A 21945-nucleotide genomic window follows, 5' to 3' on the forward strand; every position below is an offset into this window, starting at 1 on the left:
AGTTTGTATTACGAAACACAGCTCTCAACGGATCAAGTTTTAGGGAATTATAACCTTGACGCAGTTGTTTTTTTTATGTTAATGTGAATGTGTAACGATACACATTCACATCGTGCTTTACCTTATAGCTGCGATCCTTGATGGTTTTAACAATTTTTTAAAGTGTAGTACATGCGTTATAATAACGAACTTTCATACCAGGGAGTGCTGCTATGAACACCATTAGTAATCAATGTGTAAAATTTGTATCGAAAGGCAAAGCTGAGCTATTAACTAAGGAATTGCAATATGGTAAACTAGAGGGAACAAAAATTTTAGGTAAAACCATTGTTTCATTAATATCCTCGGGATCTGAAGCTGGCGGATATATGGCAGATTTTAAGCCAGAACAGTACCCTATGGAAACAGGCTATGCAGCGATTTTGGAGGTACTGGAAGTAGGCGATCACGTTACTGCGGTATCCGTTGGGGACAAGGTGTTCGCATCAGCTCCACATTCACTCTATAATATTGTAGATGAAAGTGATACAGTGCCTATGCTTGAGGGGATGGCGCCTGAGGAGGCAGTGCTTTGTCGTTTCCCTGCCGTTTCCATGACAAGCATATTAAAAACTCAAATTCGCCCCATTGAGCCTGTTCTTGTAACCGGTTTAGGAGTGGTTGGCTTAATGTGTGCACAGCTGCTGCAACATTTTGGTTATGCAGTCTACGCTGTTGATCCAGGTGAAGGCAGAAGACAAACTGCAATTGATTGCGGGCTGCGCCATGTGTATGAAAACATTGAGAATGTTCCTGTTAAGGGGCGTATCGGTTTTGCTGTCGAATGCTCTGGTGCTGAGCAAGCGATATTGGATAGTGTGGAAGTTCTGCGCAAAGGCGGCGAGCTGGCCTTGGTAGGTGTTCCTTGGTATAGAGGGACAGATACGTTTGCTCATGAGCTTCTGCAAAAGATTTTTTATGGGTTCGTAACCATCACTTCTGGATGGGAATGGAGTATTCCGAAGCATCCGACAGAGTTTTTCCCTAGCAGCAATTATGGTAACTTTGCAGTATGTATGCAGCTAATTAAAGATGGCGATCTGAAGGTTAACGATATCTATGAGGTGAAATCTCCTCGTGACTGTGATGCTGCTTACCAATCCATTATTAATAAAACGACCGCCAAAACATGCATTATTTATGATTGGAGAGCACTTCAGGCATAATTGAAATTTTGTTGTAGGAGTTGTTTCAATGGCAACAATTAAGGATGTAGCAGAGCGTGCAGGACTATCGACTACACTGGTTTCCAGATATTTGAATCAGCGTTCCGGCGTTAGTCCATCATCAAAGGAGCGAATTCGAAATGCTATTAAAGAGTTGAATTATCGTCCTAATGGAATAGCTCGCTCTTTAGTATTGCAAAAAACGCAAAGCATCGGGATAGTGCTTGATAATTTATGTGCTCCCTTCGCAGCAAGATTAATATCGGGGCTTGAGCAAGGCGCTGAGGATTTTGATAAGGAAAATAAATACAATGTGATGTTTTGCTCTTCCAATGGTGATGCGGAAAAAAAGAGACGTCATATTAATTTTCTGACGCAGGGAAGAGTCGATGGCATTATTATCTATGGTAGTTTAACGTCGGATGATACGTTGATATCCGAACTTGCACAATCAACATTTCCATTTCTGCTCATCGAGAACGATGTTGAGGGGATACCTGTCGATAAAGTTGTAATTGATAATGTAGACGGCGCCTTTCGAGCAACAGAGCACTTGATTAAGCAAGGGCATAAACGTATTGCGCATATGGCCGGAAATATGAACTTGAAAATTACGCTAGAGCGGATGAATGGTTATATACGCGCACTGCAAGATTATCAAATACCAATCTCAAGTGATCTGATTATTCACCCATCCTTTGATTCAATGGAACTCGCCGTAAAGGATGATCGTTATCTCCGAGGAGATCGCTCTTACTACTCTGCGGGGTACAGAGAGATGAAAAAACTAATTGACGGGGGCAATTTGCCTGACGCGATTTTTTTTGCAACAGACATTAGTGCCTTTGGTGCGATGCAGGCACTGGAGGAGGCGGGATTGTCTGTTCCTGATGATATTTCAATCGTTGGCTTTGATGATGAGGACCCTAGAGATTATGGTGCGACAAACCATAAAATAACGACAATGAGACAGCCGCTCTATGATCTTGGCTACATTGGGATTAAGCGTCTAATTCAAAAGGTGAACAATCCCGAGAGACCAGAGGAGCGAATTGTTCTTAAAACAGATTTAATTGTTAGGGATAGTTGTAAAAGCAAAAAATAATCATGTAGACATAAAACGATACACATTTTTGACGATATCTTAATATAATGACGAAAAAACAGTGGTGACACAGCCTTGTCGCTGCTTTTTTTCGTCTATTTTACACGAAATTAATCAGAATATCTTAATAATTTCTAACTTTTTAAAAAGTAAGCGGTTACTAGTTGACGATATCAAAGGGTTTTGATATATTCTATGTATAAATGATGTATATCGTTACACACCACTACATGTTAGTTACTTTGATATTGACAGGAGATAATGTCCTATGCAGAATAGCGTATTCTACAAGCAGCTGGAAGAGAGTGGCATGATTCGCCAACCGTTACTTATAGATGAAGAGGAATACTTCGAGAAAACGATTAAAGATACCGCTGTATTGGCCTCTAGAGTACTAGATGCTTGCAATAGTCTCGATAACTGGACAGTCGATTCGTTAGCACAAATGTCTTTAAGTTCTGATTACCCCTTAGATGGTCATTCAAGCATTAAACTCGTTTCTCCTACAAGGTTAGATCATTGGCCAGGCAGTTACGCACGAATTTACTACACGCCTTATCTGACTCGAATTATAAATCATGAGGATTGGACGAATTATGACCGAATTTCCTTAAGTATTCGTCCAGAGATGCCGGGCTTTAAATTTGTAAGCCTGCACATTCAGTTAGTTAATGAAGGTGTTGAGCCAGTTCCTGATCGATATGAACGAGAGGGATGCCACAATATTAACCTGAAAAATCATGAATGGAATCATGTAAGTGTTGAGATTCCAAATGTATCTAGAGATAAAATTACGGCCTTAAAAATTGGCTACGATATGGTCGGAAATGAAAGAGAAGCTGTTGATCATGCAACCTTTTACTTCTCAGACATGAGATTGGAGACGCTTGAAAAGACGGCAAAATGGCTAGGTTGGGAGCCTGAACAAAATGAAATAATCTTTTGCGGAACGGGGTATCAACCCGGTGCGATCAAAAGAGCAATCGCGCACTACGGGCTATCACAGCGCTTCAAAATAGTAAACGCTATCACGGGCAAGGTTGTGCTTGAAAGTGAAGTAGAGCAAATTCAGAATGAGCAGGGCAAATTTGCAATATTGGACTTCTCAGCGGTAAGGGAAGAAGGGAATTATTTAATCGTGTGTGGCGACACCGTTACACGTACCTTCCCCATTGCGGACACTGTTTGGGAAAACTCAATTTGGAAGACAATCAATCTGTTTTTTGCTGAACGCTGCGGCTATGAGGTTCCAGGTGTACATAAGTACTGTCATGGCAATGTACTTAGTCATCATGGCGACAAGAGTGTTGTAGCAAATGGCGGATGGCACGATGCAGCAGATATGTCACAGAACTTGACCAATACAGCCGAAGGTGTGTATTCCTTTTTCCAAGCAGCGATTAATCAAAAGCATAATGCCGAACTATTCCAAAGGCTGATTGATGAAGGAAAGTGGGGGCTTGATTGGATGCTCCGCACTCGCTTTGGTGATGGCTACCGCACAATGGGTAGCGGCGGTTCCGTTTGGACAGGGAATATTATTGGAAGCTGCGATCAAATGAATAGCGAAGCACAAAACCTCGCTATTGAAAACTTCATGGCCTCGGCTGCTGAAGCGTTAGCGGCAGAGGTATTGCAGGATATTGATTCAGAGCAAAGCAGATATTTAAAGCAGGTTGCTAAAGAGGACTGGGGCTTTGCGTACGAAAAGCTCGATTTCGAGGAATATACGGAGGCGATGGACCCAGCGCGTGTATCTTCGCCAATTCTGCTGTACAGCGTAGGTATGCTGGCAGCCTGTCACATTTATCAAGTTGATGGTGATGAGTTCTATCTGAATAAAGCCATAGAAATTGCAGAGAGAGTGATGGCATGTCAACAGCAGGATATTCCTGATTGGGACATTCCAATGACAGGTTTCTTCTACCGTGATGAGAAGAGGGACCAGATTCAGCATTACAATCACCGCTCACATGAATATGAACCAATTATGGCATTGAGCTTATTGTGTCAGCTGCTTCCTGATCATCCGAGCTGGGTACGTTGGTATCACTCCATTGTACGATATACAGAATACTGCAAGCAGTCTATTGGAATTACATCTCCATATGAGATGAGTCCAGCTTCGATCTATCATGAGGATGAAGCAGAGAAGGACGCTGCGCTTTTCTTGAACCAGCAGGCATTTGCACATCCAGGCATGCTTGACGAATACAAAGAGCAGGTTCGTAACGGTCTTAATCTTGGAAAAGGCTACTATTTAAGAAGGTTCCCGATATGGTTCAGCTATCGTGGAAATAGCGGGCTAGTGCTTGGCAGTGGTAATGCTCTAGCCTATGGTGCAAGCATTCGCAATGACTATGAGCTTGAACAGCTTGCCCATAGACAGCTGGAATGGATTGTAGGAAGAAATCCATTCGGGCAATCGTTAATGCTAGGTGAAGGCTACAATTACGCAGATCAATATGTATGCTTGCCTGGTCCATTATCTGGCTCGCTATGTGTTGGAATACAGAGCTACCGTAATGAAGACGTTCCATACTGGCCGCAAAGCATCAATGCAGTGTATCGAGAAATGTGGATTCACCCGAGCGTGCGCTACTTGCTGCTTGCCAGCCACGTCAACAAAAAGTCCAGAGTGTATGGCTGGTTATCCGAGCATGCTGATTCCTATGTAAGAGCAGTATGCGTGCTGACGGGAAAAGAATTTAGCGTAAAAACAGCTGCTCGAACTGGTGAATTTAGCTTAGAGCTACCAAGCGGAACGTACAGCTTCCATTGTGACGATAAGTCTAAAGAGCTTACACTAGTTAACGGCTCGGAGTATGAGCTTACGAATGAATTCAATAACTATGCTGTGAAGCATGAGATCGAAGGTCAAACGATACACATTGAGATTTTAGTGACTGGTGACAAAGAAGTGAGCTTTGAATGCCGTACTGGCAATGTGGAAGCGGTTTCAGTAATAAGAGCTACTCCAGGTCAAGCAACAAAGCATAGTGCAGTAATAGAGAATAGCAAAAAACCTTGGATTGTTGTTTTAGTACCTAATGGAAGCCTTCAGGATAAAATTGAAATTTTATCGAAATAGGCGGTGACTGATTTGGGAAGTACGGTACTTGGAATCGATCTTGGAGGTACAAAGCTTCTCATTGGTCAGGTGAATGAGTCGGGGGAAATACTGCGGTCAAAGCAGTTTCCCTCAGGCTTTCTGAATCAGGAGCAAGCACTTGAGCTTATACTTCAATCGTTGGAAGATTACATGACTACTGTTGGATTTGTTGAGCCCTATCCTGAGGTCATGGGCCTGGGCATTGTAGGTCTTGTCGATCCAAACAGTGGCCAATGGATCATGATTGATCCAGATCGCAAACATCCGATTGCGATAGCTCGAGTATTAGAGGAACGCTTTGAAATGGCGGTCGTCATCGATAATGATGTAAAGGCAGCAACACAAGCTGAGCTAAGGTTCGGTCTGGGACAAAACAGCAGTGACTTCATATATTTGAATTTAGGTACAGGAATTGCTGCTGGTTTTGTCGCTGGAGGCAAATTAATTCGGGGCTATCAGAATGATTCTGGCGAGATTGGTCATTTATCTGTCAATTATAAAAGCAATACGCCTTGTGTATGTGGCCGGTTTGGCTGCGCAGAGGCGCTTGCCTCAGGCGGGGGCATGGATCGAAGAATCCGCTTACTGGGTCAGCGATATCCAGAGTCGCCGCTGCTTAAGCAGGCCGAGCTTGGGTTTGTAGGAGCGAAGCAAATCTTTGATCTGGCTGATGAAGGTGATCCGCTTGCAGTGCTTATTGCTCATGATGCGGTGGATGCGGCATCTGAACTCATTATTAATTTGGTTCGTGTAACAAATCCCGAGCTTGTTCTATTAGGCGGAGGGCTAGCAGGAAGTGAATGGATGCGTAGAGAGTTGCCCAAACGCCTTCATATCCGTGTAATAAAAGCGGTTCATAAAGGAGTTCAGCTATCAAGCCTGGACCCGGCAAGCGTTGGTTTAATCGGAGCAGCGGCAGTAGGCTTTACGAAGCTGGAAAATAGATCCTAATCATTATTAAGCTAAAAGGAGTGTACATGCAATGAAAAAACAGGTCGTTATTATCTGGAATGATTTCTATCATCCAAAAGAAGTCATTGCTCCTGCGGTTGAAAAGCTGTTTGCTTCTGAAGAATGGGAGGTTACTGCGACAGATCGCCTGCGTGATCTCATTGAGATGGAGCAAAGACCTGACCTTGCAATTCTTTATACAAACGGTCGTCCTGATGGAGAAGCGGACATTACATTTGATGAGCAAGAGCTTGTTATCCATAAGGTTAAAGATGGAATGGGTATTCTTTTTTACCATGCAGGTCTGGTGCTGATTGACGAACAAAGCCCATTCTATCTAAAGCTGAATTCAGGTCGTTTTGTCCATCATCCGGAACAAACTCCAGTTACAGTCGTACCGCTCTCAAATGTAGAGCATCCTATAACAAAAGGAGTATTGCCATTTACACAAAAGGATGAGCATTACTTCTGTCAGATTGATATCTCTCGTACGAATCTTCTTGCTTGTGCAACTTCAGTTGATATTACGGCTGCTAGTGTATGGTGTCACTCATATGGTGCAGGGAAAGTGGCTGGAATAAGCCAAGGGCATACGCTAGAAATGCAAAATGATCCAGAAATGCTCAAGCTGGCAACGAACACGATCAACTGGCTAACAGGGAGCGAAGCATAATGAAATTAGCTCTTGCGATGTATACCGTATATGGTGAAGTTCAGCAAAGTCTGGAACATACACTGGCTGCAATAAAACAGATCGGGTATCAGGGTGTTGAGTTCTATGGCGAAGCGAACTGGCCTGCAGTTGAGGTGAAGCGACTCCTTAAGGAGTACGAATTAGAAATCTGCGGATGGCATGTCGAGTGGAAGCTGCTGCAAGCTGATACGATCGAGGAAACCATTCAATATCACAAAGAGCTAGGGAATCCAAATATAATTATTCCTTGTTTAGGCGGTCCTTGGAGTGTAGCACATACTGCAGAGGAAAATACAAAGGAAACCTGGCTTGCACACGCTAAAAAAATGAATGAGATTGCAGAGAAGGTTGAAGCTGCTGGCATGACACTCGGCTACCATACGCATGCACACGAATTTGAGGATGATTTCAATGGCATTACGCCATGGAATATACTGCTTGAGCATACAAAACCGACTATTTTCATGGAGCTGGATACTGGAAATTGCTTAGAGGGTCACTATGATCCCGTCAAGGCTCTGCAGGAAGCAGCAGGAAGAATCAAGGTTGTACACGCGAAACCGTTTAGCTTGGAAGGGGGGATTGAAACCGCAATAGCCTCACCAGGCGATCTTAATTCCTGGCCAAAGATTATCGAGCAGTGTGAGAGTGAGTATTGTCAATGGCTAGCAATTGAAAATGAAGCAGAAACATTGGGTGATAAGCTTGGGGTTGCTGAACGTGATTTGAAAAGCATGAGGCTGTTCATGGTTTGAATGAACACGTTTAAGAAACAGGATGACTTTGATGTAAATCAAATTGGGGGAATAGGGAAATGAAAAAAACATTAGCTATCTTAATGACATTGACCTTGCTTTTTGTGTTAGCAGCTTGTGGCGCATCATCTCCATCAACAAATGGAAATAAAGAAAACCCCAAGGGCGAGGGCGAAAAGAAATCGACAGTAACGCTGGAATTCTGGACGCTATCCCTGCAGCCTACCTTTACAGAGTATATTACAGGTATTATTAAAGATTTTGAAAGCCAAAATGAAGGAATCAAAATTAAATGGACAGATCTGCCGTATGATGCAATGCAATCCAAACTGGTTGCACAAATTGCTGGCAGCAAGGCGCCAGATGTTGTAAATATATGGACGACGCTGCTGCTTGGTATGGCTGGTAAAAATGCTCTTGTTGATTTGAATAAAAGTGCAAGCGCGGAACAATTAGCTCCTTATCTTGAAAGTCTTACGAAATCCAACATGATGGGAGAAGGAATGTACGGTGTTCCTTGGTATGTGACGCCTCCAATTTCAACCTACAATACAGAACTAATCAAAAAAGCGGGATTTGATGCTCCTCCAAGCAACTATAAAGAAATGCTTGCGATGGCAAAGCAAATGAAAGAAAAAACAGGTGCATTTCTGTATATCCCTAACGAAATGGCACAGGTTCTATATAGTAACGGCATTCAGATTTTAAGCGATGACAAAAAATCAGCAGCATTTAACACGCCTGAAGCTCTTGAGCTTCTAACTGAAATTAAAACAGGTGTAAATGAGGGCTGGATGCCGAAGACAGATTGGAATAGCTGGGATCAAATGATCAAGCTATATGCACAGGATAAGCTGGCTCTAATCAGCCTTGGTGCACAAACAGTAACACGAATTGAAAATGAATCTCCAGGCTCTGTTAGTAAAACTGCTGTAGGAGCACCGCTTCTGGGGAGTGCTGGAATTGCACAAGGCGCTCTGCAAAGCCTAGCTATTCCTAAAGCGTCGAAGCATCAAGAGGAAGCAATTCGCTTTGCGACATTTGTAGCGAGTGACAAATATTTATTGGAGTTTGCCAAGCTTGCAGCAATTATGCCAACAACTAAAACAGCATCCGAAGATCCATTCTTCACATCAGATACAGAAACATTGGGCGGCAAGGCACGTGCTGAGGCTGCTAAAGCAACGGCAGTAAGCTTCGATTTAGGTCTTGGTGTAGAGAAGGAAAGTGAAGTAACTGCTGCAGTTAATAGTATGTTTGAATCCATTATGCAAGCGAATAAGGACCCTCAAACTGTACTGAATGAAGTGGAAATTAAAGTGAATGAATTGTTGAAATAAGCTGTATGGAATCTGACAGACCGCCAAGCAGTCTGTCAGATTCATCTTTAAGTTTGCCCTCATGTTTCGATGAGAGTAGCGGACTACACCATGAAGGAGATGAATCATATGGCAGGTATTAACGCCGCATCAAGCCATATCCCTACAGAGAATAACGATAGGCCAGCGAAAAAAATAAATAAAAAGCTTCGATTGACCTTTATTGCTTATTTTTTCATGGCGCCAGCGTTAATTCTAGTAGCGCTATTTGTTATCTATCCAATCGTATACAGCATACCACTAGCGTTTACAGACTATTCAGCAATAGGAGAAACGCATTACGTAGGGCTTGATAATTTCAAGCGTGCTTTCCAGGATCAGGGCTTCTGGATAGCGATGAAAAACTCTGCAATTTTCGTGGCGTGTGTGCCTGTCTTGCAAATTCTATCTATTTTGTTGGCAGTGCTCGTAAATACAAAGTTGCGAGGCATTGTATTTTTTAGAGTCATGTATTACATTCCGGTTATTACATCTATGATCGCGATTTCTATTATGTGGAGCTTTATCTTTAATCAAGATGGAATCATTAACAGTCTATTGCTTGATATGGGGCTCATTAAATCTCCGATTTACTTTTTAGCTGATACAAAATACGCGTTATTTTCCCTTATGTTTGTAACGGTGTGGCAAGGTCTTGGTTACTATATGATGCTATATTTGGCTGGTCTTCAGTCGGTGCCGGCTGAGCTGAATGAATCGGCAATGATTGATGGTGCGAGCAAAGCGGTAACGTTCTTTAAGATTACACTTCCAATGCTACAGCCTTACATCTGGTTCTGTACACTATTTAGCTTACTCGCAGCGCTTGGCGTATTCGATGTTGTATTTGCAATGACAAAGGGCGGACCAGATGGAGCAACGATGGTTATGAATCTCTATACGTATAACAAGGCTTTCCAATCCTTTGAATTTGGATATTCTGCTGCAGCAGGATTAGTAATGAGTATAATTACAACACTTTTCAGCGTATTGATTTTTATTTACGGAAGAAAAGGCGGATCGGGCAATGGCTAAAAAAGCGCTCTTATATGTCATCTTAATTGTCGTAGCGATTATTTGTGCAGGGCCTTTCTTCTGGATGTTAAGCACTTCCTTTAAGGGGAGTGAAAACATTTATGAGATGGCATTGATACCTAAACATCCAACTTTTGCAAACTATGTGGGGGTTGTAGAATTTCTGCAACTTCATAAATATATATGGAACACATTATATATGACCTTCTTTGGAATTTTGCTGGATGTAGGTTTTGCATCATTATGTGCCTATCCGCTTGCAAAATTTGATTTTTACGGAAAAAAACTGATTATCTCTGCTCTATTAGTCACGCAAATTCTTCCCGCCGCCGCAGGATTGATTGTCAATTATATTACAGTAGGCGCACTGGGTATGATGGGAAGCTACTGGGCTGTTATTATCCCAAGCTCTGTGACGGTATTTAGTATCATTCTATTTCGTCAAGCGTATTTCTCCATATCGAATGAAGTATTGGAGGCTGCAAGAATTGACGGCGCATCCGAAATTAAAATTTGGTATCGCGTAATGGTTCCTCAAATTATGCCTACCGTATCTACAGTCATTATTTTTGATTTTATTAACAAATGGAATAACTTTCTATGGCCGATCATTGTACTTGATTCCGATAAATATCCGATCGCAGCCGCACTTAACAATCTTAAAGGGGCGTTTAACTTCCAATTTGGTTATATTGCCGCAGCAACGATTATTTCGATCGTTCCGATTATAATCGTGTTTGTATTTTTCCAAAAAAACTATATTAACTCCGTTGCAGGAGCAGTGAAAGGATAGGATCATAGATGACAAATACAAAACCAAGTGTCCACCATATTGGCATGACCTCTTATCATTTTGATCAAACGATAAAGTTTTATCAGGAGGGCCTGGGCTTCACGGTTAAGCATATATGGGGGCGTGACAAGCGAGTTTATATGATGGATATGGGCGACGGTGCTTGTATCGAGGTTTTTGAGGGCGGCCAAGAGGACACGCCGCCAACGGGGCGCTGGCTGCATGTTGCTATTCGAACCGACGATATTCAGGCGAGCTATCAACGAGCCATTGCAGCGGGAGGCAAGCCTAAGCTTGAACCTACCTATGCGGATATTATGGAAGCAAAGCCAAAGCCGGTATATATGTATTTTGCATATGTTATCGGATTTGATGGAGAAGAAATTGAATTTATACAAGAGCTTGATTCTGAGCAATAGATCATTAAAAAGGGGAACTTATTATGAGAAAAATCCGGGTAACCGTTTTTTGTGAGCATAATCAAGACAAGCATGAGCCAGTAAAAAGTGTATATCCTGAGGGAATGCATGCTGCGATTGCAGGAGCCTTTGATGACAGTGAATTTGATGTTACGATTGCAACGCAAGATATGCCTATGCATGGGCTGAATGATGAGGTGCTGGATGGAACGGATGTTCTGTTCTGGTGGAGTCATATTGATAATCATCTAGTAGATGATCGAGTGGTAAACGCTGTTTGCAAGCGTGTTGTGCAAGATGGCATGGGCTTTGTAGCGCTTCATTCCGCTGCGTTCTCGAAGCCGTGGCAGCGCCTGTTAGGTATTGAATTTGAAGCAGGCGATTGGGGCCGTTTCCGTACAATGCCAAAGGGTGAGAGGGAGAGATTGTGGGTCATTACACCAGGTCACCCGATCTGCCAAGGCATAGCAGATTGCATCGACATTCCCAAGGATGAAATGTATGGCGAGCCTATGTTTATTCCGGACCCCGATAAGCTGTTGTTTATCGCATGGTGGGAAGGTGGAGACGTTTGCCGCAGCGGAGTGCTTTATGATCGCGGTCGTGGCAAGGTGTTTGGATTTACACCAGGACATGAGACATTCCCGATCTACTATCAGGAGGAAATTCGTCAAGTGCTTCGTAATGCAGCGAAATTTATGGCCCCTAATCAAGGAATGGTTGTGCAAAAGGGTGATGGTCATCTGTCAGGCGACCCACGTGAAGACCTTACACACTGCACATAGAAATAGATCGATCAATTATGTTCAGCATTGAGAGACGGGTGAGGAGGATATGGGTGGAAGCTAAACCAACGATGATGTCGTATACGTTAGAGCAGGAGCAGACGACGAAGCAAATTTTAAGCCGCTATCCAAATAATGTGGATGAAATGGCTAGACAGGCTCTCGGAAAAAAGCACTGGCTAGTGCTTGCTACTGGCTCCAGCATAAACGCTGCTCAAAGTGCCAGATACTATATCGAGAAAATGACAGGCGCTATTTTAGATATTAGAGAACCGTTCCATTTCACGAATTATGATCAGTTGTCCGATCATATCGATTATATTGCCGGTGTATCGCAAAGCGGTCAAAGCACATCTACGATTGGCGCACTTGAAAGAATCAAGAAAGAAAGCGGTCTTCCGATTGCAGCATTATCCAGTGATGTGCATAGTGCAATGTCCGAGGTTGCTGATCTTATGGTAGATGTAGGCTGCGGAAAAGAGAGAGTTGGCTATGTGACAAAAGGATTTACAGCTACAACATTGACATTGATGCTTGCAGGATTGCGCATTGCCGATCTAAGCGGCAAGCTTTCCTCGGATGAAGTTGCCGAGCAGATCAATCAGTTCAACCTTGCATGCAGTTCCATCAATAGCATTATTGCGAAGACAGAGAGCTTCTATGAGCAGTTTAAGGATGAGCTTCTAACAGCGCCTAAATTTACTGTAATCGCATGTGGCCCTGCTGTAGGAACAATCAATGAGTTTGAAACGAAGTTTATTGAGACTGTACGTGTACCTTCGAGAGGGGTGGAGCTGGAGGCATTTATGCACGGTCCTTATTTGGAGGTTAATCAGGAACATCGAATCTTCTTCGTTGAGACGGATAGCAAGGTGAGGGATCGTTTAATTCGCTTGAAGCAATATGAAAGCAAAATTACACCGTATACGTACGGAATTGTGCTGGAAGCCTCAAGCGATCCTCGTACCATTGGGCTGGAGCTTTCCATTAGTGAATGGATTGCGCCGCTTGTGCTGATTGTACCGTTCCAAGTGCTTGCATATCATATTGCCGAAGGAAGAGGGAACAATCTTAGTCAACGAATTTATACAGATTTTGGAGTGGCGATGAGCAGTAAAACGGCTCCCGGGGATTATGTATAGGCATAACAGATTGTCAAGAATGATGTGTAGTGCGGCGGGGCAAAGTCATTCATTCTAATAAAGATTTGCCCATTCGAATATTTACTTTTGATTCGTCTTGCCCCGAAGTGTTTGAATAGTAGTGACAATCTTATCAATTATCATTCCAGCAACAGTGAAAGTAATAAAATGAACGATATAAGCCGGAATTTTTGCTGATATACTTGCACTTTCAATGTCAAGATCGAATTTGTCAAATTTCAAAAACCAATGGTTAAATGATTCAAACGCTCCCACTCCTACATAAAATATAGTGGGTGCATTTAAAGTTTTCCAAATGTCGAACAAACATATGATTAAGCTTGCTATTCCGAGCCAAAAAGTTGATTTTTTTAATATAAATAACATATTTTTTCCTTTCTTCCAAAAAAATTTGTAATACACGAACTCTATCTCTGTACCCTATACAAGAAGACGATGTTCGTGTATTACATGCGGTCAAAAACGCCAGATTTCCCCTACCGCCGGAAACGACTGTAGATGCTGCTCCATTTGCTGTTTTGATAGTTTGCATACAACTCTAGTGGTTAAAAAATTCTACTTTGCATTCTTATCCGGCTGATGAATACCAAAAATGTTTCCTTCGGTATCGATGTAATACCCTTGCCATGCCATCCCCGGCAATGCATACTTTGGCAGTGCGAGCTTGCCGCCAAGATTTAAAATGTTGGTTGCCGTAGAATCGTAGTCTTCTACTCCCATCGTACATGCATAACCATTCACAGCCTGACCGGGTTGGGGAGAATCTCCTCTACGCTGAACCAGCGCCCCGTTGATGCCGAGTTGATCCGCATCGCCAGTCACCGCACCGAAATAAGGCATTCCGGCATACTCGCTCCAATCCTCGAATGTCCACCCAAATACCTCGCTATAAAATGTTTTAGCACGCTCCATGTCCTCAACATGAATTTCGAAATGAACAAGTCTTCCCATAATGTCCTCCTATGTTTTTGACTTCATACATACCTCAATAATATACTTTCCTGATTTTTCTGGGAATATTAAAATGGAGCCAAGATTTTTCTAAACAATTTCAGGCGCAATCTAAAAATTAGTGGTTGACATTGAGGAGATAGCAGCGAAGGGGCAGAGGAATTCTGGAGAAACGAACGTGGTCGCCTTTAAAGCCCGATTCCCCCTGCTAGTCTCTATCCTATAAAGGAATCGGGCTTTAACAGCGATCGGAAGAATCCTCTGCCACGCAGCGTCCCTCCACCTAGAGGTCAACCACTAGTTTTGGTTTTGAGCCCAATTTCAAAGATAAAAAGACGACAGCATAGAGCTGTCGTCCTGCAGTTTTAGTATAGTTGCTCGTTTAAAGGGTCACTCTTGAATCAGTTGATCCGAGTAAACATTAACGGTGCCAAAAGAAACCGTAACTCTCACTTTGTAGTAATCTGGCGGGAGGTTGGAAGCTAATAGCAGTTTTTGCGTTGTTGTCTCAAGCGGGCGCACAGTAACGGAGTTGGAGCCTACCGGAACGTCGCCGTTCGGGGTGACTCTGAGCAACGTAATTTGAACAGATCCATGCCCATTAAAACTCGGATTGTAGGCGGTAAACTTGTAGGAAACATTACCTTGGAGATAGAAAGGCGCTGATGTTCCAGCTGAAGCGATGGACGATAAGGACAACAACATGATCATCATAATGATGATTACAGAAAACTTTCTCACAATTACACTCCCTTTCAAAATTAGTATATATATTACATTTTTATTCTATATTTCTATTTCGAATGTGTCAATGTATATATTGATAGAAATGTATGATCAGGATTGACTCTGCTTCATAATCATGAGCATGTACATGAGAAGCATTTTGTTTTAAATACCATACACGGGCTACTCAAACAATGACTCGAAGGAGTAGTTTTATCATTTTTCACCGAGTTGTCAGAAAGATTTGATTCTATTTCGAACATAGCAGCTTTAATGATTACATGGAGAGATTACTTCGTTATTATAGTTTTAGTTTGAAGGGCTCCACCCTGATCCATTAATAACCGTATTTGAAAGGAGACAGCTATTGTGATGATAGATACTGTGCTGTGGAGCAGATGGTTGACGGGACTGACACTGGCGTTTCATGTCATTTTTGCGACGGTTGGCGTTGGTGTTCCGCTAATGATTGCCATTGCCGAATTCGTAGGTATACGAAAGAAGGACCCGCATTACATTCTGATGGCCAAACGATGGACGCGAGGATTTGTCATTTCTGTGGCAGTGGGCGTGGTGACCGGAACAGCGATTGCTTTACAACTGGCATTGGTTTGGCCGAATTTTATGCAATTGGCAGGAAATGTGATCGCTCTGCCTTTATTCATGGAGGTTTTTGCATTCTTTTTTGAAGCCATCTTTCTGGGGATTTATTTGTACACGTGGGACCGTTTCCGCAATCCGTATATCCACTGGCTTCTGACTTTACCCGTTGTAGCCGGGGCTAGTATGTCCGCTTTTTTTATTACGACGGTGAATGGATTTATGAATCAGCCCGGAGGCTTTGTCATGGAAGACGGCCACTTTACGGCAGTGAATCCCTTGCAGGCGATGTTTAATACGGCGACCCCCTCAAAGGTATTCCATGTATTGTCCTCAGCCTATTTGACAGGAGCTGCCTTGCTGGCTGGAATTGCGGCCTACGTTATTCTAAGAAAAGGGGTGTCCTTGTATTACAAGAAAGCATTGAAGCTGATGATGGGTGTTGTTCTCGTCTTCAGCTTGCTGACAACCCTGGCAGGAGATATGTCGGCCAAGTTCCTGGCGGAGCATCAACCGGAGAAGCTGGCGGCCGCAGAATGGCATTTCGAAACGGAAAGCGGTGCGGATTTGATATTGTTGGGCTGGCTCAATGCCGAACAGGAGGTAATCGGAGCGCTTCACATTCCGAAGGCGCTCAGCTTTCTGGCATTTGGCGACTTTGATGCCGAGGTTAAGGGGCTGGAGGAGTTTCCTATCGATGAACGACCGCCGCTTCTCGTGCACTATCTGTTTGACCTCATGGCCGGAATCGGTTTTGTAATGTTGGGCGTCGCTCTCCTGTATTTCCTGTTTTCGATCTGGAAAAAACGCAATGAGTTGAATAAATGGATACTTCGATCCATTGTACTTAGTGCCTTGCTGGGGTTTTTAGGAGTTGAGCTGGGCTGGTTTTACGCAGAAGTCGGGCGGCAGCCGTGGATTATCCGGGGATATATGCGAGTAGAGGAAGCGGCCACTTCATCGCCGAATGTGAGAATTCTCTTTTTCGTTTTTCTGCTTCTGTATATTGTATTGGGCGTCATGTGTGTCTTTGTACTAAGGCGCTTATTCCGTCATAAACCGGTTGAAGTGGAGCTGGAGAAGTTGTTGAACGAAAAGAATAAACAATCTATGCAAAAGGGTGAGTCGGTATGATCAATTATGAATTGATAGGCATTTCGGTGCTTTGGCTGTTTTTATACGGCTATTTGATCGTGGCCTCCATAGATTACGGTGCCGGTTTTTTTGCCTTCTATGCTCGCCTGACGAAACAGGATCACTTGATCAATCGTTTGATCTCCCGTTATTTATCCCCGGTTTGGGAGATTACGAATGTATTTTTTGTGTTTTTCTTCGTGGGTATCGTCGGTTTTTTCCCCGACACGGCCTACTATTATGGCTCTGCCCTGCTTGTTCCGGGAAGTATCGCTATTATTCTGCTGGCTATTCGCGGCTCCTTTTACGCATTTGAGAATTACGGCTCCAAAGAAAATATCGTCTACCTGTTTTTATATGGAGCAACGGGTTTGCTGATTCCGGCTTCTTTGTCGGTAGCGCTGACCCTTTCCGAAGGCGGTTTTATTATGGAAGAAGGCGGGACGGTTTCTCTGGATTATTTGGCGCTGATGATCAGCCCGTTATCCTGGAGCATCGTCGCATTGGCCATTGTATCGGTGCTGTTTATTAGTGGTTCGTTCCTGTCCTATTATGCTTCCCGAGCGGGCGATCAACCAGCGCTTAAGTTGATGCGGACCTATGCCTTATTTTGGAGCATGCCAACCATCATTGCCGCACTAACGGCATTTATTTATCTCTCTCAACACAATGGGCGGCATTTTCAAAACATGATGGATTTATGGTGGCTGCTGGCGCTTTCCGTTGGTTTTTTTATGATATCCGTGTGGCTGCTGTACAACGGACGCCGTTATGGGCTGGCCTTCATCTGTGTCATGCTGCAGTTTTTTTGTGCCTTTTTTGCTTACGGCATCGGGCAATATCCTTATATTCTGGACCCGTATATTACCATTCAAGGCGGCGCTACGCACGAATCGATGGGCGTTGCACTGGTGATTGCCTTTGTCGGCGGCCTCTTCCTGCTGATTCCGTCCCTTATTCTGGTCTTCAGGCTGTTTCTGTTTGATGCGGATTATGTAAAAGGCAAAAAATAAACCAACGCGTGGATGATATGCAGAATTAGCTATAAAGGAGGGGACTCATCGTGAAAAAGAAAACGGGTTTGATCTCTGAGCAAATGTCCGCGCAAAGGAAACGCCTTGTTCTCTTGGGGGGCATGTCTCTTGCGCTCGGTGCAGCTATTGTTGGCCAGGCAGCATTGCTCGCGGAATCGGTTGAGAAGATATTTGTGCAGCGTGCTTCTTTTTCGTCGGTTGCGGTCATTCTTGGCATTTTGCTGGCCGTCATGGCTGCGCGTACGTTGCTGTCGTATGGAAATGGGCGTATCGGTTTGCGGATGGCTGCCAGCGCCAAAACGGATATGCGGGCAGCGTTGCTGCGAAAGCTGACCAGAGCCTCCATGCCGGCGGCGCTTCGCGGGCAAACGGGCGGGAAGGTGAGTGTGGCGCTGGATGCCGTGGATGAGGCGGACAGTTATTTCAGCCAGTATATGCCGCGAATGATGGAAGCTGCCGTTATTCCTATTCTGATATTGGTCGTTGTTTTTACCCAACATATGAATTCCGGATTCATCATGCTGGTTACCGCCCCCTTTATCCCGATATTCATGATACTGGTGGGGCTCAAAACAAAGAACAAATCCGAGGAGAAGTTTGCGCAGCTGGCCGAATTTTCCGGCACGTTTCTCGACTCTCTTCAAGGACTCGTTTCGTTGAAGCTGTTCGGTCGGGCGCGTCAACATGAGCAGGAGATTGAACGCAGCAGCATTGGATACCGGGATGCGACGATGGACATTTTGCGAATCGCGTTTACCAACACTTTCATGCTGGAATCCATCGTAATGCTTGGCATCGGCATTGTTGCGCTTGAGCTGGCGCTTCAATTGCTGATTTTCAAATCGCTCTCCTTCCACACCGCCTTTTTGATCCTGCTGCTGGCGCCCGAGTTTTACAGTCTGTTAAAAAATACGGGTACTGCTTTTCACAGCGGTCGTACCAGCATGGGGGCAATCGGTAAGGTGGAAGAGATGCTTGCGGGAACCCGGGATGAAGGAGCAGTAAATCCTAGGCGGGAGGATGGCGGAATTACGGATGGAATAAGCGGGGCCGACAGGATGATTACGGCGAACAAGCCAGGGAGCGACGATATGAGTTTGACCCGGATGCCGCCAATCATTGAGCTGAGGGATGTCCGGTTTCGGTATGCGCCGGATTCCTTCGAGCTTGCAGTGGGTAACATTTCGTTTGGACCTGGGAAGCATATTGCCATTGTCGGGAAAAGCGGGTCCGGCAAAACAACCTTGATGCATCTCATTGCCGGACTGCTGAAGCCGTCATCGGGAGAAGTGCTTGTAAACGGAACTCCGCTTATGCATTACGATGAGGATTCATGGTTTGGCCATGTGAGCTACATTACGCAGCATCCTTATATATTTGCCGGTACGTTTGCTGACAATATCGCGATAGGCGCGGGTCGGGCCGTCTCAAGGGATGACGTCGTTCAGGCGGCTGCAGCCGCCGGGCTTGCTGCGGTCGCATCCGAACTTGAGCATGGCTATGACACCCTTGTCGGCGAAGGAGGCAGGGGGTTGTCAGGCGGGGAGAAGCAGCGGCTTGCGCTGGCACGCGCTTTTTTGAAGCGGCCAGCCGTCATTTTATTTGATGAACCCACGGTGGGATTGGATTTGCAAACCGAACGCGTCCTGCAGCAGTCCATTGCCTTGCTTGCAAGCAAGGCAACCATGATAACCGTGGCGCACCGATTGTATACGATAAGAAATGCCGACAACATCATGTTTATGGGCGATGGAACTCTGCTGGGCTGCGGGCGGCATGAGGAGCTTCTTGATTGTCTGCCCGAATATGCCGAAATGGTGGATGCCCATCGGAAGGGGGGCTTCGCATGAATGAACTGGCTATTCTAACGAAGGCGATGATTCAGGAACGTAAGGATATTGCCATGGCCATCATCGGCGGATTCATTGCCGGCATCGCGGGCGTAAGCCTCTTTTCGCTTAGTGGATATCTCATTTCAAAGACGGTATTCGCCCCGCCACTCTATACCTTGATTGTGCTGACGTCCCTGGTAAAAATACTGGGTCTGCTCCGGGCGGCCAGCCGATACGCTGAACGCTTGTATGCCCATCGGGCAACGTTTTCTCTGCTCAGCCGCTTGCGCACATCGTTTTTTGCCAAGCTTATTCCTTTAACGCCAGGGATACTAGGCAAGAAGCGGAGTGGTGAGCTGCTTGCGCGAATCGTTGGCGATGTAGAAAGCCTGCAGCATTATTTTTTGCGCGTTGCTTATCCCCCAATCATCGTTGTCATGGTGTTTTTGGCTACGGTATTGTATACGTCCGCCTTTTCGATCTGGATTGCCTGTTTGTTTGTGGTGGGAATGCTGGCTGCGGCTTTTGTGGTTCCGGGGCTTGTGTTGCTTGGGCTGAGGAAGGTGCATGGACGTGTTCGCCGACAACGAACGGTGTTTTCAACTGAAGTGACTGAATTGCTTTACGGGTTCCGCGACTTAAAAGTATATGGACAGCTGAATAAGCGGGAAGAGCAGTTGCAGCATGCCTCGTCAGCACTATCAGAGGAACAGCAGGCATCTGCCGTACACTTGCTGCGGGGGCAATCGCTGCATGCTTTTGTGATGTATCTCATTTCCTGGGGTGTGTTGGTACTGGGCGCTTATTTGATTATGAACGGTTCGTTTGCCGGCGTGTTTCTGGCTATGCTGGTCATGACTTCGCTTACGGTGTTTGAAGAAGCTGCTCCGATGGCCACACTGCCTGCTTATAAACAGGATAGCGAGCATGCGGCAAAGCGGCTTGCGGAAACAGTTCTTGCTGCTGACGTGCAAGCACCGCAGCCAACCGCTATCCTATCCGGTAATCAGGCCGTTTCGTTGGAGTTATGCGGGGTTTCGTTTCAATATGAAGATGAATGGCGTCCTGCACTCAGAGACGTTTCCCTGCATTTTCCCGCGGGATCAAAAACGGCCATTGTCGGACCGAGCGGATCAGGGAAAACAACGATCATTGAGTTGCTGCTCAAGCTGCGTGCCTCGACATCCGGCCAGATTCGTATAAACGATGTTTCGATTGATCAACTGGATGATGCGAGCATTTGGCAAGCTTCAAATGTTGTAATGCAGTACAGTCATTTTTTTCGGGGAACGATTCGGGACAATCTGCTGCTGGGCGAGGAGCGTTATACCGACCAAGCGTTGTCCGCCATACTGGATAAAGCGCAGCTGACGAATAAATCTCTGGACGATGCAGTTTATGAGAAGGGGGAGAACTTGTCGGATGGAGAGAAGCAACGCATTGCCCTTGCCCGGGCAATGCTCCGGAAAGGACGTTTATGGTTTTTGGATGAACCGACGTCTTCACTGGATTATATTACCGAGCGGCTCGTCTTCAGACAACTGTTGTCACAGGCACGGGATGATACGCTTATTCTGATATGCCATCGGTTGACCGGCTTGGAAGAAATGGACCGAATCGTGGTCATGGACCATGGAAGAATCATGGAAGCGGGCACGTATGCAGAGCTAATGGAGCAAAAGGGCTATTTTTATGAAATGAAGCAAATTGAGCTGCAAATGGTAGGTGAGCAGTGCGAAGTCTAGGACGGTCTTGTTCCTAGTCTGCGCTACTGCTTTTTTTTGTATTGTTTATACCCAACTGTGCAAAATAAAGGAAACTGCGAGGATGACCATCATGAAACACAATAAACGACCAAGCAGATTGCAATCCCTGATTGCCGCGCACATGCGGGTGGCAATTTCTTTAGAAACACAAATATTTTTCATTTCCTATTGGATTAATTGGAAAAATATCTTGTCGAATCGTTTAGGAGATGTTATTATCTAATAACGATAATTAATTATCTTAATTTGATATTAAATGGCGGATGAAACTGGCCTGACGACAGGAAGTATTCTTTTACCCAAAACGTGTAAATCCGATGGGTTTAGTATAAATAATCGTTGACAAGTGGTTATGGTCGAATATAATATTAAATTATGGTTTTTAGTTATCATAAAATGATAATAAAAGAGATCGATCAAACGATTTGAAGGTCTCATTTTCCTTGCTATATAAGTCGAAATAAGTCGAACTAAAGAAACGAAGGCCCTTGCTCAACTTTCATTCGTTTAACTTATATAGGATGACG

General features: G+C 44.5%; 18 protein-coding genes. 16 read left to right on the top strand and 2 right to left on the bottom strand.

From position 1 onward, the window contains the following. The first annotated feature begins 212 nt into the window (after positions 1-212). The 12 genes from JFN88_RS00975 to JFN88_RS01030 all read left to right on the top strand — a co-directional run bounded on the left by JFN88_RS00975 (position 213) and on the right by JFN88_RS01030 (position 13354). The gene (locus JFN88_RS00975; protein ID WP_199017423.1) at positions 213-1205 is read left to right on the top strand and encodes a zinc-binding dehydrogenase; all 993 of its coding nucleotides are present in this window, start codon (positions 213-215) and stop codon (positions 1203-1205) included. Positions 1206-1233: 28 nt separating this feature from the next. Then, complete coding sequence (locus JFN88_RS00980; RefSeq protein ID WP_199017424.1) at positions 1234-2310, top strand: LacI family DNA-binding transcriptional regulator; 1077 nt, start codon at positions 1234-1236, stop codon at positions 2308-2310. Between the two features lie 268 nt (positions 2311-2578). Then, complete coding sequence (locus tag JFN88_RS00985; RefSeq protein WP_199017425.1) at positions 2579-5401, top strand: glycoside hydrolase family 9 protein; 2823 nt, start codon at positions 2579-2581, stop codon at positions 5399-5401. A 12-nt stretch (positions 5402-5413) separates the two neighbouring features. Further along, complete coding sequence (locus JFN88_RS00990) at positions 5414-6373, top strand: ROK family protein (protein ID WP_199017426.1); 960 nt, start codon at positions 5414-5416, stop codon at positions 6371-6373. A gap of 31 nt (positions 6374-6404) precedes the next feature. Continuing rightward, positions 6405-7046, top strand: a complete 642-nt coding sequence (locus tag JFN88_RS00995; RefSeq protein ID WP_199017427.1) for a ThuA domain-containing protein — start codon at positions 6405-6407, stop codon at positions 7044-7046. Beyond that, the gene (locus tag JFN88_RS01000) at positions 7046-7822 is read left to right on the top strand and encodes a sugar phosphate isomerase/epimerase family protein (RefSeq protein ID WP_199017428.1); all 777 of its coding nucleotides are present in this window, start codon (positions 7046-7048) and stop codon (positions 7820-7822) included. The genes JFN88_RS00995 and JFN88_RS01000 overlap by 1 nt, the downstream gene beginning before the upstream one ends. A gap of 59 nt (positions 7823-7881) precedes the next feature. Continuing rightward, positions 7882-9162 carry an ABC transporter substrate-binding protein gene (locus JFN88_RS01005; RefSeq protein ID WP_199017429.1) on the top strand — a complete coding sequence of 427 codons (1281 nt, stop codon included), beginning with the start codon at positions 7882-7884 and terminating at the stop codon, positions 9160-9162. Between the two features lie 108 nt (positions 9163-9270). Next, positions 9271-10215 carry a carbohydrate ABC transporter permease gene (locus JFN88_RS01010; protein ID WP_233167314.1) on the top strand — a complete coding sequence of 315 codons (945 nt, stop codon included), beginning with the start codon at positions 9271-9273 and terminating at the stop codon, positions 10213-10215. Continuing rightward, positions 10208-11008, top strand: coding sequence for a carbohydrate ABC transporter permease (locus JFN88_RS01015; RefSeq protein ID WP_199017430.1), 801 nt, complete (start codon positions 10208-10210; stop codon positions 11006-11008). The genes JFN88_RS01010 and JFN88_RS01015 overlap by 8 nt, the downstream gene beginning before the upstream one ends. A gap of 8 nt (positions 11009-11016) precedes the next feature. Then, positions 11017-11427, top strand: a complete 411-nt coding sequence (locus JFN88_RS01020; RefSeq protein WP_199017431.1) for a VOC family protein — start codon at positions 11017-11019, stop codon at positions 11425-11427. A 23-nt stretch (positions 11428-11450) separates the two neighbouring features. Further along, positions 11451-12212: a ThuA domain-containing protein gene (locus JFN88_RS01025; RefSeq protein ID WP_199017432.1), complete on the top strand. Its 762-nt coding sequence runs from the start codon at positions 11451-11453 to the stop codon at positions 12210-12212. 17 nt (positions 12213-12229) lie between these two features. Then, entirely contained in the window at positions 12230-13354 is a 1125-nt protein-coding gene (locus JFN88_RS01030; protein ID WP_199017433.1) for an SIS domain-containing protein, read from the top strand. A 576-nt stretch (positions 13355-13930) separates the two neighbouring features. Here the strand turns inward: JFN88_RS01030 and JFN88_RS01035 are convergent. Beyond that, positions 13931-14326 (bottom strand): VOC family protein, encoded by a 396-nt coding sequence (locus JFN88_RS01035; RefSeq protein ID WP_199017434.1) that lies wholly within the window; start codon positions 14324-14326, stop codon positions 13931-13933. Positions 14327-14716: 390 nt separating this feature from the next. Next, positions 14717-15067 (bottom strand): hypothetical protein, encoded by a 351-nt coding sequence (locus JFN88_RS01040; RefSeq protein ID WP_199017435.1) that lies wholly within the window; start codon positions 15065-15067, stop codon positions 14717-14719. 354 nt (positions 15068-15421) lie between these two features. On the opposite strand from JFN88_RS01040, the gene JFN88_RS01045 reads away from it, so the two are divergent. Genes JFN88_RS01045 through cydC form a run of 4 tightly spaced genes read left to right on the top strand, consistent with a single transcriptional unit; the run spans position 15422 to position 21397 of the window. Further along, positions 15422-16786: a cytochrome ubiquinol oxidase subunit I gene (locus JFN88_RS01045; RefSeq protein ID WP_199017436.1), complete on the top strand. Its 1365-nt coding sequence runs from the start codon at positions 15422-15424 to the stop codon at positions 16784-16786. After that, positions 16783-17799, top strand: a complete 1017-nt coding sequence (locus JFN88_RS01050; RefSeq protein WP_199017437.1) for a cytochrome d ubiquinol oxidase subunit II — start codon at positions 16783-16785, stop codon at positions 17797-17799. The genes JFN88_RS01045 and JFN88_RS01050 overlap by 4 nt, the downstream gene beginning before the upstream one ends. A 50-nt stretch (positions 17800-17849) precedes the next feature. After that, complete coding sequence (cydD, locus tag JFN88_RS01055) at positions 17850-19670, top strand: thiol reductant ABC exporter subunit CydD (protein ID WP_199017438.1); 1821 nt, start codon at positions 17850-17852, stop codon at positions 19668-19670. Then, positions 19667-21397 (top strand): thiol reductant ABC exporter subunit CydC, encoded by a 1731-nt coding sequence (cydC, locus tag JFN88_RS01060; protein ID WP_199017439.1) that lies wholly within the window; start codon positions 19667-19669, stop codon positions 21395-21397. The genes cydD and cydC overlap by 4 nt, the downstream gene beginning before the upstream one ends. Positions 21398-21945: the final 548 nt, after the last annotated feature.

Source organism: Paenibacillus roseus (assembly GCF_016424485.1).
GTDB classification, from domain to species: Bacteria; Bacillota; Bacilli; order Paenibacillales; family Paenibacillaceae; genus Paenibacillus_D; species Paenibacillus_D roseus.

Bases quoted from the DNA above. Each gene is read 5' to 3' on its own strand.
- JFN88_RS01000 (WP_199017428.1), top strand. From the start codon at position 7,046: ATGAAATTAGCTCTTGCGATGTATACCGTATATGGTGAAGTTCAGCAA.
- JFN88_RS01050 (WP_199017437.1), top strand. From the start codon at position 16,783: ATGATCAATTATGAATTGATAGGCATTTCGGTGCTTTGGCTGTTTTTA.
- JFN88_RS00985 (WP_199017425.1), top strand. From the start codon at position 2,579: ATGCAGAATAGCGTATTCTACAAGCAGCTGGAAGAGAGTGGCATGATT.
- JFN88_RS01025 (WP_199017432.1), top strand. From the start codon at position 11,451: ATGAGAAAAATCCGGGTAACCGTTTTTTGTGAGCATAATCAAGACAAG.
- JFN88_RS01035 (WP_199017434.1), bottom strand. From the start codon at position 14,326: ATGGGAAGACTTGTTCATTTCGAAATTCATGTTGAGGACATGGAGCGT.
- JFN88_RS01005 (WP_199017429.1), top strand. From the start codon at position 7,882: ATGAAAAAAACATTAGCTATCTTAATGACATTGACCTTGCTTTTTGTG.
- JFN88_RS01030 (WP_199017433.1), top strand. From the start codon at position 12,230: ATGTTCAGCATTGAGAGACGGGTGAGGAGGATATGGGTGGAAGCTAAA.
- JFN88_RS00975 (WP_199017423.1), top strand. From the start codon at position 213: ATGAACACCATTAGTAATCAATGTGTAAAATTTGTATCGAAAGGCAAA.
- JFN88_RS01010 (WP_233167314.1), top strand. From the start codon at position 9,271: ATGGCAGGTATTAACGCCGCATCAAGCCATATCCCTACAGAGAATAAC.
- JFN88_RS01020 (WP_199017431.1), top strand. From the start codon at position 11,017: ATGACAAATACAAAACCAAGTGTCCACCATATTGGCATGACCTCTTAT.
- JFN88_RS01015 (WP_199017430.1), top strand. From the start codon at position 10,208: ATGGCTAAAAAAGCGCTCTTATATGTCATCTTAATTGTCGTAGCGATT.
- JFN88_RS00995 (WP_199017427.1), top strand. From the start codon at position 6,405: ATGAAAAAACAGGTCGTTATTATCTGGAATGATTTCTATCATCCAAAA.
- cydC (WP_199017439.1), top strand. From the start codon at position 19,667: ATGAATGAACTGGCTATTCTAACGAAGGCGATGATTCAGGAACGTAAG.
- JFN88_RS00980 (WP_199017424.1), top strand. From the start codon at position 1,234: ATGGCAACAATTAAGGATGTAGCAGAGCGTGCAGGACTATCGACTACA.